This window comes from Pseudomonas sp. KB-10, assembly GCF_018221585.1.
Lineage (GTDB): Bacteria > Pseudomonadota > Gammaproteobacteria > Pseudomonadales > Pseudomonadaceae > Aquipseudomonas > Aquipseudomonas yangonensis.
Map to the genome: position 1 here is coordinate 488,465 of NZ_QYYB01000001.1, position 14,289 is coordinate 502,753.

Here is a 14,289-nt window from a genome sequence, read left to right on the forward strand (position 1 = left end):
TTCTTCCGGTGCAATGTCGGTGCGCACAGCACCTCCTAACTCTGGACTTGGCGATCGGCGCGCCCGCCCAGGTACCAGCCGAGCACGCCCCATAGTGCGGCGCACAGCGCGCCGGCCATCGCCACCAGCCAGGCGCCGTGACCGAGCATGTCCAGCCCGGCCTTGGCCCAGCCACTGAGGGCATCGCCGCCGCGATAGACCACGGTGTCGATGAAGTTCTTCGCCTTGTACTTGCTCTCGGCATCCAGCGGGGCGAACAGCATCTCCCGCCCCGGCCGGACGAAGGCGTACTCGCCGATGCGCCGCACGATCATCAGCCCCGCCAGCATGGCGAAGGTCGGTGCCAGCGCCAGGCCGATAAAGCCCAGGCAGACCAGTGCCGGCACCAGCGACAGCAGCACGCGCACACCGAGCTTCTGCGCCACCCTGCCGGTGATGAACAACTGAGTCGTCAGGGCGCCGGCCTGCACGACGAAATCGATCACGCCGAACACCCGCACCTGCGCGGCGCGCTCCGGGAACAACTCGGCCACCAGGCGCGCCTGTTCGAAGTAGAGGAAGGTGCTGACCGAGGTCAGCAGCAGAATGAACGCGCCGATGCCCAGCAGATAACGCGAGCCGAGCATGCGCGTCAGCCCGCTGAAGGGATTGCCCGGCACCGGCCTGCGCGGGCTTTCGCTGGGCAGCGCTCCCGGCCGCCCGGCGCCCTGGCGTTCACGCCAGACCATCAGATAGCGCTTGAGCGCCATGGCCACCCCGAGCAGCACGGCGGCCATCAGCATCAACCCGGACTCGCCGATGGACCCGATCAGTACAGTGCTCACAAGCGGCCCGCACAACCCGCCGACACTGGCGCCCGCAGCGATGAAGGCGAACAGCCGGCGCGCCTGGGTGCCATCGAACACATCGGCCATCAGGCTCCAGGCCACAGAGACGACGAACAGGTTGTAGACCGAGATCCACACATAGAACACCCGCGCCAGCCAGACACTGTCGTGGTCGAGGCGAAACAGCAGCACAAAGACCAACAAGTTGAGACAGAAGAAGCCGTACACCCAGTCGATGAAATGGATGCGCGGCACCTTCGAGTTGAGCCAGGCGAATAGCGGCACCGCCAGCAGCATGACGACGAAGGTGGCGGTGAACAGCCACTGCAGGTTGTTCACCCCGCCGGTAATGCCCATTGCCTCACGGATCGGCCGCAGCATGAAGTAGCCGACGAATAGGCAGAAGAACAGGGCAAATCCGGCCAGCACCGCCGCCAGCTCCTGCTTCTCGGCATTGATCGCCCGCGCCAGGCGCCAGCTGAGCGCCTGCATCTCAGGCGAACAGCTCGATGATGCGTTTGCGCTGCGCCGCGTCCGGCAGGCGGCCCTGACCGGCGAGAATATTGTCAGCCATGTAACGGGGGTTGGAGGTGGCCGGGATCACCGCCGTCACCGCAGGATTGGCAAGGATGAACTTGAGCATCAGCTGCGCCCAGGAGGTGACATCCAGTTCGATCGCCGCCCAGTCAGGCAGGTTTTGCCCCTTTACCCGGTCGAACAGTGCCGAGCGCTGAAACGGGCGATTGATCAGCACCGCGATGCCCTTGTCGGCGCAGTAGGGCAGCAACTCGCGCTCGGCATTGCGCTCGCCGATGGAGTAGTTGAACTGGACGAAATCCACCGGCTCGTTGCGCAGCACTTCGAGCAGGCGCTCATGGGCGGAGTCCAGATAGTGGGTCACGCCGATGTAACGTACCCGGCCCTGCTCTTTCAGCTCGCGCAGCAGCGCAAGTTGAGTGCTGGTGTCCTGCAGGTTGTGCACCTGCATCAGGTCGATGGTAGTGGCCCTGAGCGCGGCGAAGCTGGCCTCGACCTGACGCTCACCGGCCGCACGCCCGGTCGAGGACACCTTGCTGGCCAGGAACAGGCGCTTGCGCATGCCATCCTCGGCGGCCAGCGCCCCGCACACTGCCTCGGCCCGCCCGTAGCTGGGCGCGGTATCCACCAGGCTGCCGCCGCCGTTGACCAGCGCTTGCAACACCTCGCGCAGCGGTTGCAACGCTTCATCTGTCAGCGCCACGTCATGGGTGCGTGAGGTGCCCAGACCGATCACCGGCAGCTGCTCGCCGCTACTGGGAATCGCCCGGCTCAGCAGGGTGCCTGAGGCAAAGGCGGACGACGGCAACCAGGGCATCAGGGCAGCCAGCGCAGCCAGACTGGCGCTACCTTGCAGGACTCGACGACGACTGGGCATGACCAGGCTCCTCTCTCAGTGACCGGTTGGTTATAGGCACTGACCACGCGCTGACCAAGGCGTTACATCCGCAGTGTCTTCTGTGTGGGCAAGCGATCAGAGCGAAGCCAGACGGGCACAGGCGCTTATCACGGGACGAAGAGGAGAATGAGGCAGGCTAGGGATGCAATATCCGGTAACCAAAATGCCGCTGCGCCAGGCAAGGCCGAGGCGCAACGGTCGGGAAAGCGTTCAGGCCGCGTGCGTTGAAGATTCGCTGATCAGCATGCCGTGGGAAACGAGATAGCAACGATGGCCGTTCTGCAGCATCAAAGGGCTGCGGCTGGAGATGACCCAGCCCTTGCTCAGCAGCTGTTCGATATGAGCGCGCAGTGCGGGTAGATGGCGCTGTTCCTTCATGGCCGACCTCTGGTTGATTAGGCGCTTGGCACCTTGTTGTTCTTCCGTGACGCAGCTCGCAAAAGTGTAGTGGCGCTCTGCCAGGAACGTAAGCGGCGCGATTGTGTAATATTTTGTAGGACATTCGCTATAGCCCCGTCACATCAAGGCTGCGCCAACACCGCTTGCGGCTCCTCCTGAGGCGCAGAGAACACCAGATAGTCGTCTTCGAGCTTGCCGTAGCGCAGCAGCGCCAGATCAAGCAGATAGTTCTGATGCAGCTTCCACGGCACCCGGTCGCCTTGCGCCGGCAACAGGTGCGCGGCGCGCTCGATATAGCCCGACTGCAAATCGAGAAAGGGCTCCGGGCGGACGCTGCCGCCCTTGTCGCGTGGTGTCACCTGGCGCATGCCGATGCTGTCCAGATGATTGATCAGGCGGCAGAAGTACTCGCTGGAAAGATCGGCCTTGAGCGTCCAGCTGGCGTTGGTGTAGCCCATCACCACCGCCAGGTTGGGCAGATCGCGCAGCATGATGCCGCGATAGCCCATGCTCTTCGGCGCCTCGAATGGCGCGCCATCGACCTGCACAGCGATGCCGCCGAACAACTGCAACTGCAGACCGGTGGCGCTGACGATCACATCGGCAGCCAGCTCCTCGCCACCCTTGAGCCGAACGCCCTGGGCGGTGAAACGCTCGATCTCGGCCGTGACCACCTGCGCCCTGCCCTGGCGCAGCACGCGGAACAGGTCGCCATCCGGCACTGCGCAGACGCGCTGGTCCCAGGGCTTGTAGCGGGGGCTGAAATGGCGCAGATCGACTTCGCCCAGCTGTCGCCGCACCAGCCCGAGCAGTATCCGCCGCACCAGGTTGGGAAAGCGCTTGGCCAGCTTGTAGAAGACCAGTTGCAGGGTCACGTTGCGCCCGCGTGCCAGGCGATACACCCACTTCTCCGGCAACACCCGGCGCAGTGCATTGGACAGCGCATCGCGCTGCGGCAGGTTGATCACGTAGCTGGGCGAACGCTGCAGCATGGTGACCTGAGCCGCGCGCTCGGCGAGTGCTGGCACCAGAGTCACCGCCGTGGCGCCGCTGCCGATCACCAGTACGTGCTTGCCGCCGTAGTCGAAGCCCTCAGGCCACAGCTGCGGATGAATGAAGGTGCCCTGATAATCCTCGCGCCCGGTGAATTCGGGGGTGTAGCCAGCCTCGTAGCGGTAGTAGCCGGTGCACATCATCAGGAACTGGCAGCTCATAAGCAGCGGCTCGCTCTCCTCGCCGCGCTGCACCCGCAACTGCCAGGTGGCGCTGGCGCTGCACCAATTGGCCTCGAGTACCCTGTGCCGATAGCGGATCAAGCGGTCGACGCCATGCTCGGCGGCCGTTTCCTCGATGTAACGGCGTATAGACGTACCGTCGGCAATGGCCTGCGGATCGCTCCAGGGTTTGAAGTTGTAGCCGAGGGTGTACATGTCCGAGTCGGAACGAATGCCCGGATAACGAAACAGATCCCAGGTGCCGCCCATGGCCTCGCGCCCCTCGAGAATGGCGAAACGCTTGGTCGGGCACAGCCGTTTGAGGTGGCAAGCCGCGCCGACTCCGGACAGGCCGGCGCCGATGATCAGGACATCCAGATGTTCAACGGACATGGCTCAGCCTCGCTTGCCTCGGGACAATGAGCATCACCTTAGTCCATGCAACTGTCATCCGATCTTTGCGGGAGCCGGCAGCTGATTCGCCGCTCCATTCACATCCGCTGACCGTCGTGACTGGCTTGAGGCGCCCCTGCAGCGCTAAGCTGTGGCGATGACCACACCCTACCTGACCTTGCAGCAGACCAGCAGCACGGACGCCGCCAGCGATCTGCGGCTGGGCGGCGACTGGACGCTGGCCCATTACAGCCGGCTCGAACCCGAGGTGCTGGCCCTGCGCGAACGCCTGCGCGGCGAGGAAAGCGTCGACCTCAGGGACCTGGCCGCGCTGGACACCGCCGGTGCAGCGCTGCTGGTGGAGCTGTTCGGCCGTGAGCGCCTGCGTCACCTGATCCAGCAGGCCGAACTCGACGAACGACGCCGCGCCCTGTTGCTGACGGTCGCCGATGCCATGGCAGACAGCGCCCAGGCACAAGCCGCGCCTGAGCCTTCGGTACTGCGTGAAGTGCTCGGCCATATCGGCGAAGTGGTCGAAGGCATGTGGCACCAGGGCCGCGCACTGCTCGGTTTCATGGGTCTGACCCTGGCCAGCATGCTGGCGATCCTGGTGCGCCCGATGCGCTGGCGCCTCACCTCGCTGGCGGCCCATCTGGAGCAGTGCGGCCTCAACGCCGTGCCCATCGTCGCTCTGTTGACCTTTCTGGTGGGCGCCGTGGTGGCGTTTCTCGGCGCCACCATCCTCGCCGACTTCGGTGCCACCATCTACACGGTGAATCTGGTGGCCTTCTCCTTCCTTCGCGAGTTCGGCGTACTGCTGACTGCGATCCTGATGGCCGGGCGCACTGCCAGCGCCTTCACCGCGCAGATCGGTTCGATGAAGGCCAACGAGGAAATCGACGCCATCCGCACCCTTGGCCTGAGCCCCATCGAACTGCTGGTGCTGCCACGGGTGTTCGCCATGCTCATCGCGCTGCCGATCCTGACCTTCATCGCCATGCTCAGCGGCATAGTCGGCGGGGGTGTGGTATGCGCCGTGTCCCTGGACATTCCGGTGACGATGTATCTGTCGATCCTGCAGGACAGCGACCTGCTGCGGCACTTCCTGGTCGGCCTGCTCAAGGCGCCGATCTTCGCCTTCCTGATCGCCCTGATCGGCTGCCTGGAAGGCTTCAAGGTCAGCGGCAGCGCGCAATCGGTGGGCGAACACACCACCTCGGCAGTGGTGCAGTCGATCTTCGTGGTCATCCTGCTCGATGCGATGGCTGCGCTGTTCTTGATGGAGATGGGCTGGTGAGCCGGGACAAGGTCATCGAGGTACGCGGCCTTAACAACCGCTTCGGCAGCCAGGTGGTGCACGAGCACCTGGATTTCGACCTGTATCGCGGCGAGATTCTCGGCGTGGTCGGTGGCTCGGGTACCGGCAAGTCGGTGCTGCTGCGCAGTATCGTCGGCCTGCGCCAGCCCAACGCCGGCACCGTGCGGGTGTTCGGCGAAGAGTTGCTGAACCTGCCGACCGAGCGCCGCTCGCAGCTGGAGCGGCGCTTCGGCGTGCTCTATCAGCGCGGCGCGCTGTTCTCCTCGCTGACGGTCAGCGAGAACATCGCCCTGCCGCTGATCGAGCATGCCGGCCTGTCGCGCGCCGAGGCCGAGCGCCTGGCGCGGGTCAAGATCGCCCTGGCCGGCCTGCCCCAGGACGCCGGCGGCAAATTTCCCGCCTCGCTGTCCGGCGGCATGGTCAAACGCGCCGCTCTGGCCCGTGCCCTGGCACTCGACCCGGACATTCTGTTCCTCGACGAACCCACCGCCGGCCTCGACCCAATCGGAGCGGCGGCCTTCGACCAATTGATCCGCACCCTCAGTGACAGCCTGGGTCTGAGTGTATTTCTGGTGACCCACGATCTGGACACGCTTTACAGCATCTGCGATCGCGTCGCGGTGCTGGCGCAGAAGAAGGTGCTGGTGGCCGACCGCCTCGAAGTGGTGGCCGCCACCGACGACGCCTGGATTCAGGAATACTTTCACGGCCCGCGTGGACGCGCGGCCGCACAGGCCGCCTCGGCGGCAGGGAGGCAATGAATGGAACCCAGAGCCCATCATGTGCTGATTGGCCTGTTCACCGTGCTCACGGTCGGCGCGGCGCTGTTGTTCGGCCTGTGGCTGAACAAGGCCGGAGCGGATCGCGCCTTCACCGATTACGAGGTGATCTTCAACGAGGCGGTCACCGGTCTGTCGCAGGGCAGCGCCGTGCAATACAGCGGCATCAAGGTCGGTGACGTGATCAGCCTCGGCCTCGACCCCGATGACCCACGCACGGTGCGCGCGCGCATTCGCATCGCCGGCCAGACGCCGATCAAGCAGGATACCCGTGCCCGCCTGGCGATCACCGGCATAACCGGCCTGGCAGTGATCCAGCTACACGGTGGCAGCCCCGAAAGCCCGCCGCTGGAGGGCAAGGATGGCCAACCCGGTATCATCATCGCCGACCGCTCGCCGCTATCACGGCTGATGGCCAACGGCGAGGACCTGGTGAGCAATATCACCCGCCTGCTCAACCGCGCCAATCGCATGCTCTCGCGCGAGAACGCCGAGCGCGTGTCGCGCACCCTGGAGAACCTCGAACAGGCCACCGCCGGCATCGCCGACCAGCGTGACGAACTGAGTGAAGCGCTGCGCCAGACCAGTGCCGCCACCCGTGAAGCCGCCACGCTGATGGCAAACGCCAATCAGTTGCTCGACAGCCAGGGCAGCCAAGTGCTGGAAAGCGCCGAACGTCTGATGGTCTCGCTGGAGCGCAGTAGCCGTACCATCGAGCAGTTGCTACAGAACAACCGCGGCGCACTCGACAGCGGCATGCAGGGCCTGAGCGACCTGGGCCCGACGATCAGCGAACTGCGCGAAACCCTGGGCGCCCTGCGCGGTTTCTCTCGCCGCCTGGAGCAGGACCCCAGCGGTTACCTGCTGCGCAGCGACAGCATCAAGGAGTTCCAACCATGAAGACTCTTACCCTATTGCTGGCGGCCGCCCTGCTCGGCGCCTGCTCGATCCTGCCGCAGAGCGAACCGCTGGACATCTACCTGCTGCCGGCCACGGCACTGCCGGCACAGACGCAGCACGTCGACTGGTCACTGCGGGTAGGCAGCCCGGTCAGTAGCCAGTTGCTCGACGGCACACGGATCGTCGTGCTGCCCGAGCCCGACCGGGTCAATACCTACCAGGGCGTACGCTGGAGCGAGCGCACGCCGCAGCTGTTGCGCGGCCGCCTGCTTGACGCCTTTCAGGATGACGGCCGAATTCAGGCCCTGAGCAACGAAGAGCAGCGCCTGCAAGCCGATCTGGAACTGGTCAGCGACCTGCGCAGCTTCCATAGCGAATACCGCGACGGCATCCCGCACGCGCTGATCCGTCTCGACGTCAACCTGGTCGATACGCGCAGCCAGCAGATCATCGCCAGCCGCCGCTTCAGCGTCAGCCAGGCGGCTGGCGATACCTCGATTACCTCGGTGGTGGCGGCTTTCGGCCAGGCCGGGGATAAGCTGGCGCGTGAACTGGTGGACTGGACCCTGGCCGAAGGGCAGCGCAGCCGCTGATTGACGGGTCGTCAAATTTACCCCGTGGGAGGCGCTTCAGCGGCGACAGCCGTGCGCTACACCGCAAGTATCGCGGCTACGACTGCATGGAGGCAGGCGGTAGGGCGAAGCAGGATGCCGGAGCCGAAAACCCCTCCCACAGGATTTGCGCTCTCTGGCTAAACGCCCTGCAACCAGTCGCGCACCTCGGCATAGGGGTAATCTTCCAGCGCGGCGAAGCCGGCCAGCTGGCGTGCCTTGAGCTTGGTGAACAACGGCGTTGTCACCCCGCAGAGAAAACGCGTCAGACACTCATGGCTCGGGTCGTGCCCGGCGTATTGCCGGTGCTTCTCGACGAAGGCGGCGCATAACGCCTGGGCATCGCGACTGCTCAAGGGTGGTAATTCCGGTGGTTGCGGCAGGGTCGCTACCCGCCCCTGGCACACCGAGCAATGCCCGCAGCGCTCGGGCGCCAGTGCATCGCCGAAGTACAGCGCCAGACGCCGGCTCAGGCATTCGCGGCTCTCGAACAGCGCCAGCATGGCCTGGATACGGGCAATCTCGCTGGCCTCGTGGGCGCGGAAATGCGCGTGCAGATCGGCCGCCAGGGTCTCGCTCTCGAAGCCGCCATCGAGCACGGCGTAGACCTCGGTCATCTGTTTGCTTTCCAGCTCCAGCCAGCCCTTTTCCTGAAAGTAATCCAGCGCCTTGACCACCCGCGCGCGTTCGGCGCCGTACTGTTGATACAACGCGTCGAAGTCCAGCGTCGACCAGGTACGCGCGCGCTTCGAACAGGCAAGGATCGCCTCGACGAACTGGCGCCGCTCGCCCTCGAACTGCACCAGCAAGGCTTCGTCTTCCAGCAGCAGCTTGAAGCGATACTCGGCGAAATAGGCATAACGCGGCGCGATGATGCCGCGCAGCTCCAGCTGCACCAGCAGGGTCTTGAGCGGCAGCGCACGGATATTGCTGAGCTCGGAGAGCTGGCCAAGCATCAGCTCCCACTGCCCGCCCGTGCCGACCGAACGCAGGTCGTCGAGCACGGCGCGAATGCCGGCAAGCTCCGGCGTATCGCCATAGACGAAGTTCTCCAGCACGCTGAGACCGTCGCGGCTGGCCAGCACCAGGCAGTCCGAGGCCTGGCCATCGCGCCCGGCGCGGCCGATTTCCTGGCTGTAGTTCTCCACCGACTTGGGCAGGTCGAAGTGCACCACGTTGCGGATATCGCGCTTGTCGATGCCCATGCCGAAGGCGATGGTGGCGACGATGCACTCCAGCTCGCCGGCCATGAAGCGCCGCTGGATCGACTCACGTACCTCATGGGCCATGCCGGCGTGGTAGGCGCTGACTGCCAAACCGTCCCGCGCCAGACGCTCGGCGACCTGCTCGGCAGTCTTCTGCTGAGTGACATAGACGATGCTCGCCTGACCACGCCGCGGCGCCAGCCATTGCTGCAGGCGCTGCGCCTTGGCACCGCCAGGCACCGGCTCCACCAGCAGATTGAGATTGGGCCGGTAGAAGCCGGTGGTGACCACGTCCGCATCAAGGATGGCGAATTTCTCGCGCATGTCGGCGATCACCCTGGGCGTGGCCGTGGCGGTGAGCAGCAGCACCTGGGCGATGCCGAACTGGCGCTGATAGTCCGGCAGCTTGAGGTAGTCCGGGCGGAAGTTGTGACCCCACTCGGAAATGCAGTGCGCCTCGTCGACCACCAGCAGGGAGATCGGCACCTGGGCGATGAAATTTCGGAAGCGCTCGTTCTTCAGGCGCTCCACCGAGATCATCAGGATCTTCAGCTCGCCGCTGCGTGCACGGTTCATCACCTCCATGCTCTGCTCACGGCTCTGCGCCGAGTCGATGCTGGCCGCCGCGATGCCATGGGTGTGCAGGAAGGCGAGTTGATCCTGCATCAGCGCCAGCAGCGGCGAGATCACCAGGGTCAGGTGCGGCAGGTGCAGGGCCGGCAGCTGGTAGCACAGGGACTTGCCCGAGCCCGTGGGGAAGATCGCCGCCGCCGAACGACCGGCGAGCACGGCGCTGATCACCGCCTCCTGACCGGGACGCAGCTGATCGAAACCGAAGACGCGTTTGAGGGTGGACATGCGCTGTCACTCCATTGACCGCCGAATGGCCCATGACCATAACGCGGTTCGCCAGCGTTGGCCATGAACGACAAAGCCGCCCGAAGGCGGCTTTGTCAGAGAACGCGGCTCAGCTTACAGCTGCGGGCCGGCGTTCTTGATCGCCTCGCTGACATCGAACTTGGCGAAGTTGTCGATGAACAGCTTGGCCAGGCCTTTGGCGGCCTCGTCGTAGGCGTTCTTGTCTGCCCAGGTGTTGCGCGGGTTGAGCAGATTGGTCTCGACGCCCGGAACGGCCTTGGGCACGTCCAGGTTGATGATCGGCAGGTGCTCGGTCTCGGCACCGATCAGCGCACCGCTCTGGATGGCAGCGATCACACCACGGGTGGTGGGGATGTTGAAACGCTTGCCGACGCCGTAGCCACCGCCGGTCCAGCCGGTGTTGACCAGGTAGACCTTGGAGCCGAAGGCGTTGATGCGCTTGATCAGCAGCTCGGCGTAAACGCCGGCCGGACGCGGGAAGAAGGGTGCGCCGAAGCAGGTGGAGAAGGTCGACTTGATGCCGCCGCCCGAACCCATTTCGGTGGAACCGACCAGCGCGGTGTAGCCGGACAGGAAGTGGTAGGCCGCCTGCTCGTTGTTGAGGATCGACACCGGCGGCAGTACGCCGGTCAGGTCGCAGGTCAGGAAGATAACGGCGTTCGGCTCACCGCCCAGGTTCTTCTCGCTGCGCTTCTCGACGTACTCCAGCGGGTAGGCCGCGCGGCTGTTCTGGGTCAGGCTGTCGTCGGCGTAATCGGGGGTGCGCTGTTCGTCGAGCACGACGTTTTCCAGCACGGTGCCGAACTGGATGGCTTTCCAGATCACCGGCTCGTTCTTCTCGGACAGGTCGATGCACTTGGCGTAGCAGCCGCCTTCGACGTTGAACACCACGCCTTCGCCCCAACCGTGTTCGTCGTCACCGATCAGGTAACGCGACTCGTCGGCGGACAGGGTGGTCTTGCCGGTGCCGGACAGGCCGAAGAACAGGGTCACGTCGCCGTCTTCGCCGATGTTGGCGGCGCAGTGCATCGGCAGCACGTCCTTCTCCGGCAGCAGGAAGTTCTGCACGGAGAACATGGCTTTCTTCATTTCACCGGCGTAGCGCATACCGGCGATCAGCACTTTCTTGGCGGCGAAGTTGATGATCACGCAGCCGTCGGAGTTGGTGCCATCACGCTCCGGCACGCACTCGAAGTTGGCGACATTGAGGATCTGCCACTCGGCCTTGCCGGCCGGGTTGTAGGCTTCGGGGTTGATGAACAGCTGACGACCGAACAGGTTCTGCCAGGCGGTGGCGGTGGTCATCTTCACCGGCAGGTAGTGCGCTTCGGCAGAACCTACGTGAACGTGGGATACGAAGTGATCCTGAGCCTTGTTGAAAGCCTCGACGCGATCCCACAGGGCATCGAACTTGTCGGCCGGGAACGGACGGTTGATGGCGCCCCAGGCGATCTGCGCCTCGGTGCTCGGCTCCTGAACGATGAAGCGGTCGGCCGGCGAGCGGCCAGTGCGATGACCGGTACGAACGACCAGCGCGCCGTTGGCGGCCAGTTCCCCTTCACCACGGCGAATGGCTTCTTCGACCAGTTGCGCGGCGCTGATGTCGGTGTACACGGCGTTGTTGGCTTGCGTCATGAGGGTCCCCGTCGGCCGCTGGCCGAGTCTTCCGAACGTTGTGTAGTACAGGGGCAACTGCACTACACGGTAAAAAAGTCGCGGGAGTATGCCAGAAAAGCGAACGGCTTGGCAGCCTCCGATCCGATCTTGCCCCGCTAGTGACAGTCTATTGGCGCGAGAGGTTCATCAGTGACGGGTCTGCGACGGCGCCTCGCTGCCGGCACCGGCAAACAGCTGGGCGATGTCGGCAGCATCGAAGGCGTAGCGCTCGTTGCAGAACTGGCAATCGATCACCACGCTGCCGCCCTGCTCGGCCAGCAGCAGCTCGGCATCGGCCTGGCCCAGGCTGGCCAGGGCACTGGCAGATCGCTCGCGCGAGCAGCTGCAGCGGAACTGCAGCGGCTGCTCGTCGAACAGGCGCACGTTCTCCTGGTGATAGAGGCGATGCAGCAGGGTCGGGTTGTCCAGACCGAGCAGCTCTTCGGCGGTCAGGGTATCGGCCAGGGTCAGCACGTGGTTCCAGCTCTCGGCGCGCTCCTGTGGCTCGCTCTGATGGTGCGGCGGCAGCTGCTGCAGGAGCAGACCACGAGCACGCTGGCCGTCAGCCTTGAGCCAGAAGCGGGTCGGCAGCTGCTCGGAGCTGGCGAAGTAGTTGGACAGGCACTCGGCCAGGTCCACGCCATCCAGTTCGACGATGCCCTGATAGCGCTGGCCGCGGGTCGGGTCGATGGTGATGGCCAGCACGCCATTGGGCATCAGGCTCTGCAGGTCGGCATCGGCGCCGATCTGCTCGGCCTCGTAGCGGGCGATGCCGCGCAGTTCCCGCGCGCTGGAACATTCCACCATCAGCAACGACAGCGGGCCTTCGGCGCGTGCCTGCAATACCAGCAGGCCGTCGAACTTCAGCGTACCGACCAGCAGCGCGGCGGCGGCCATCATCTCGCCAAGCAGTTGCGCCACCGGCTGCGGGTAGGCGTGCTTGGCCAGCACATGGGCGTAGCTCTCGCGCAGCGCGACCATCTCACCACGCACATCGGTGTCGTCGAACAGGAAACGTTGACTGAAGTCGTTCATAGCGGCTGGCCCGGGTCTGGAAAAAGGCTGGCGATTTTATGCACAAACGCCAGCACAACCAAGGTCCGGCCGTCATATGCAGGCGTTCACCTTCCATCCACCGCCCGCTGAACCTCGACTGAACGACTGGGCTGCCGGCCTTGTACTGCCGTCAGCACTGCCTATCATCCGCGCGCCTGAGGTAGAGCCTGTCATCAATCTGCAAAGGGATCGTCCATGTCGAGCACTTTCATCAATCGCCACTGGCAGCCACGCGCCATGCTGGTCTGCCATATCGTGGCCATCGTGCTGCTCGCCAGCTGGCTTTGGCAGCCTACCCGTGAACTGTGGAACGTCTTCGATCTGTGGCTGTTCAAGCTGCTCAACGATCCGGTACATGCTGGCGGCCTGTGGGCCCACATCTGGGCCATCGGCAGCATGCGCCCGGTCGATGCCGGCGTCGGCGTGGTGATGCTGGCGGTGATGCTCAAGGCCGATCTGGTCTTCACTGGCCCACAGGTGCGTCGCGCGCTGTTCGCCTTTCTCGTCGCGCTGACAGTGATGCTGCTGATGCGCGTGCTGTTCGCCGACCTGGTCGAATACATGGGCTGGCAGCACGCCAGCCCGTCGCTGGTGGTCGAAGGCAGTGCGCGCCTGACGGAAATGTTCCCGGCCTGGGAAGAGCGCTGGGACCTGAAAGACAGCGCCAGCCGCAGCTTCCCCGGCGATCACGCCTCCGTGCTGCTGATCTGGGCCTACTTCATGTCCTTCTTCGCCCGCGGCTGGCGCCTGATCCTGGTCTGGGCGATTACCGCGATCGGCATCCTGCCACGTTTGGTAGCCGGTGCTCACTGGGGCGCGGATGCCTTCGTCGGCGGCGTATTCCTCAGCCTGCTGGCCCTGGCCTGGAGCTGCTATACGCCGCTGAGTTATCGCGCCAGCGAATGGCTGGAGAAGATCACCCTGCCGATCACCTCGCGCCTGGCCAGGCTCCCGCTGCTGGGCCGCATGAGCATCGTCAGCGGGCGCTGAAGCGGGTAGCCCGGATGCAATCCGGGAGGGGTCGATACGATTCCCCGGATTTCATCCGGGCTACAAACTGAACGAGCAAGTTCGCATTCGCGAGCAGAGCTCGCTCCTACAGGCTTGCGCCTAATCCTCATCCGCCCAGGGGTGGCGCAGGCCGCCGCCCTGCTGTTCGTTGAACTGATGGATCTGCCGCCGCTGCTTCTTGCTCGGCCGGCCATCGGTCTGTACGCCAAGGGCGCCGGCCTTGCGCATGGCCGCGGCCTGTTCGCGGCGGGCGATGCTCTCTTCGGTCTCGCGATACAGCAGTTGCGCTTCCGGCGCGCCACGACGGACGCCGGACAGCGCCAGCACGACCACGGTGCGCTCGTCGAAACCGGTGCGCAGCACGTATTCGTCGCCGACCTTCGGCTCCTTGCTCGGCTTGCAGCGATCGCCGCGGTGATGCACCTTGCCACCTTCTATAGCCGCCTTGGCCAGGGCCCGGGTCTTGTAGAAACGCGCCGCCCACAGCCATTTGTCCAGGCGCACCTTATCGTCGTCTTTTTCGCTCATCTCACACTCTGAAAGGGGTTTGGCATTCGCACGCGCGGCGGATGCAGTTGTCACACGACACAACTAGAATGCGCGGAA

At 64.8% G+C, this 14,289-nt stretch carries 13 protein-coding genes; 5 read left to right on the forward strand and 8 right to left on the reverse strand.

The window, feature by feature from the left end; genetic code table 11:
• Positions 1-35: 35 nt before the first annotated feature.
• From DXK50_RS02165 to DXK50_RS02180, 4 genes are all read right to left on the reverse strand, one after another.
• Positions 36-1,319, reverse strand: coding sequence for an NTP/NDP exchange transporter (locus DXK50_RS02165; protein WP_212629199.1), 1,284 nt, complete (start codon positions 1,317-1,319; stop codon positions 36-38).
• A gap of 1 nt (position 1,320) precedes the next feature.
• A complete protein-coding gene (locus DXK50_RS02170; RefSeq protein WP_212629200.1) occupies positions 1,321-2,241 on the reverse strand; it encodes an aldo/keto reductase in 921 nt (306 codons plus the stop codon).
• Between the two features lie 231 nt (positions 2,242-2,472).
• Positions 2,473-2,640 carry a hypothetical protein gene (locus tag DXK50_RS02175; RefSeq protein ID WP_178101817.1) on the reverse strand — a complete coding sequence of 56 codons (168 nt, stop codon included), beginning with the start codon at positions 2,638-2,640 and terminating at the stop codon, positions 2,473-2,475.
• A gap of 143 nt (positions 2,641-2,783) precedes the next feature.
• Positions 2,784-4,268, reverse strand: a complete 1,485-nt coding sequence (locus tag DXK50_RS02180; RefSeq protein WP_212629201.1) for a flavin-containing monooxygenase — start codon at positions 4,266-4,268, stop codon at positions 2,784-2,786.
• 157 nt (positions 4,269-4,425) lie between these two features.
• Here DXK50_RS02180 and DXK50_RS02185 point away from each other — a divergent pair, with 157 nt between their 5' ends.
• The 4 genes from DXK50_RS02185 to DXK50_RS02200 are packed head-to-tail and all read left to right on the forward strand — an operon-like array spanning position 4,426 to position 7,858.
• On the forward strand, positions 4,426-5,565 hold the full coding sequence (locus tag DXK50_RS02185; protein WP_212629202.1) for an MlaE family ABC transporter permease: 1,140 nt from the start codon (positions 4,426-4,428) through the stop codon (positions 5,563-5,565).
• Positions 5,562-6,347 carry an ABC transporter ATP-binding protein gene (locus tag DXK50_RS02190; RefSeq protein ID WP_212629203.1) on the forward strand — a complete coding sequence of 262 codons (786 nt, stop codon included), beginning with the start codon at positions 5,562-5,564 and terminating at the stop codon, positions 6,345-6,347. Before DXK50_RS02185 ends, DXK50_RS02190 begins: the two co-directional genes overlap by 4 nt.
• On the forward strand, positions 6,348-7,265 hold the full coding sequence (locus DXK50_RS02195; protein WP_212629204.1) for an MlaD family protein: 918 nt from the start codon (positions 6,348-6,350) through the stop codon (positions 7,263-7,265).
• On the forward strand, positions 7,262-7,858 hold the full coding sequence (locus DXK50_RS02200) for an ABC-type transport auxiliary lipoprotein family protein (RefSeq protein ID WP_212629205.1): 597 nt from the start codon (positions 7,262-7,264) through the stop codon (positions 7,856-7,858). The genes DXK50_RS02195 and DXK50_RS02200 overlap by 4 nt, the downstream gene beginning before the upstream one ends.
• Before the next feature lie 158 nt (positions 7,859-8,016).
• Here the strand turns inward: DXK50_RS02200 and DXK50_RS02205 are convergent, their stop codons facing one another.
• The 3 genes from DXK50_RS02205 to hslO form a co-directional block, all read right to left on the reverse strand.
• On the reverse strand, positions 8,017-9,939 hold the full coding sequence (locus tag DXK50_RS02205; RefSeq protein ID WP_212629206.1) for a RecQ family ATP-dependent DNA helicase: 1,923 nt from the start codon (positions 9,937-9,939) through the stop codon (positions 8,017-8,019).
• Positions 9,940-10,053: 114 nt separating this feature from the next.
• A complete protein-coding gene (locus DXK50_RS02210; protein ID WP_161865746.1) occupies positions 10,054-11,595 on the reverse strand; it encodes a phosphoenolpyruvate carboxykinase in 1,542 nt (513 codons plus the stop codon).
• Positions 11,596-11,763: 168 nt separating this feature from the next.
• Positions 11,764-12,651 carry an Hsp33 family molecular chaperone HslO gene (gene hslO, locus DXK50_RS02215; RefSeq protein WP_161865745.1) on the reverse strand — a complete coding sequence of 296 codons (888 nt, stop codon included), beginning with the start codon at positions 12,649-12,651 and terminating at the stop codon, positions 11,764-11,766.
• Between the two features lie 216 nt (positions 12,652-12,867).
• On the opposite strand from hslO, the gene DXK50_RS02220 reads away from it, so the two are divergent.
• Positions 12,868-13,662, forward strand: a complete 795-nt coding sequence (locus DXK50_RS02220) for a phosphatase PAP2 family protein (RefSeq protein WP_212629207.1) — start codon at positions 12,868-12,870, stop codon at positions 13,660-13,662.
• 120 nt (positions 13,663-13,782) lie between these two features.
• Here DXK50_RS02220 and DXK50_RS02225 read toward each other — a convergent pair whose 3' ends face one another.
• Positions 13,783-14,211, reverse strand: a complete 429-nt coding sequence (locus DXK50_RS02225) for an RNA-binding S4 domain-containing protein (protein ID WP_161865743.1) — start codon at positions 14,209-14,211, stop codon at positions 13,783-13,785.
• Positions 14,212-14,289: the final 78 nt, after the last annotated feature.

Bases quoted from the DNA above. Each gene is read 5' to 3' on its own strand.
- DXK50_RS02165 (WP_212629199.1), bottom strand. From the start codon at position 1,319: ATGCAGGCGCTCAGCTGGCGCCTGGCGCGGGCGATCAATGCCGAGAAG.
- DXK50_RS02170 (WP_212629200.1), bottom strand. From the start codon at position 2,241: ATGCCCAGTCGTCGTCGAGTCCTGCAAGGTAGCGCCAGTCTGGCTGCG.
- DXK50_RS02175 (WP_178101817.1), bottom strand. From the start codon at position 2,640: ATGAAGGAACAGCGCCATCTACCCGCACTGCGCGCTCATATCGAACAG.
- DXK50_RS02180 (WP_212629201.1), bottom strand. From the start codon at position 4,268: ATGTCCGTTGAACATCTGGATGTCCTGATCATCGGCGCCGGCCTGTCC.
- DXK50_RS02185 (WP_212629202.1), top strand. From the start codon at position 4,426: ATGACCACACCCTACCTGACCTTGCAGCAGACCAGCAGCACGGACGCC.
- DXK50_RS02195 (WP_212629204.1), top strand. From the start codon at position 6,348: ATGGAACCCAGAGCCCATCATGTGCTGATTGGCCTGTTCACCGTGCTC.
- DXK50_RS02200 (WP_212629205.1), top strand. From the start codon at position 7,262: ATGAAGACTCTTACCCTATTGCTGGCGGCCGCCCTGCTCGGCGCCTGC.
- DXK50_RS02205 (WP_212629206.1), bottom strand. From the start codon at position 9,939: ATGTCCACCCTCAAACGCGTCTTCGGTTTCGATCAGCTGCGTCCCGGT.
- DXK50_RS02210 (WP_161865746.1), bottom strand. From the start codon at position 11,595: ATGACGCAAGCCAACAACGCCGTGTACACCGACATCAGCGCCGCGCAA.
- hslO (WP_161865745.1), bottom strand. From the start codon at position 12,651: ATGAACGACTTCAGTCAACGTTTCCTGTTCGACGACACCGATGTGCGT.
- DXK50_RS02220 (WP_212629207.1), top strand. From the start codon at position 12,868: ATGTCGAGCACTTTCATCAATCGCCACTGGCAGCCACGCGCCATGCTG.
- DXK50_RS02225 (WP_161865743.1), bottom strand. From the start codon at position 14,211: ATGAGCGAAAAAGACGACGATAAGGTGCGCCTGGACAAATGGCTGTGG.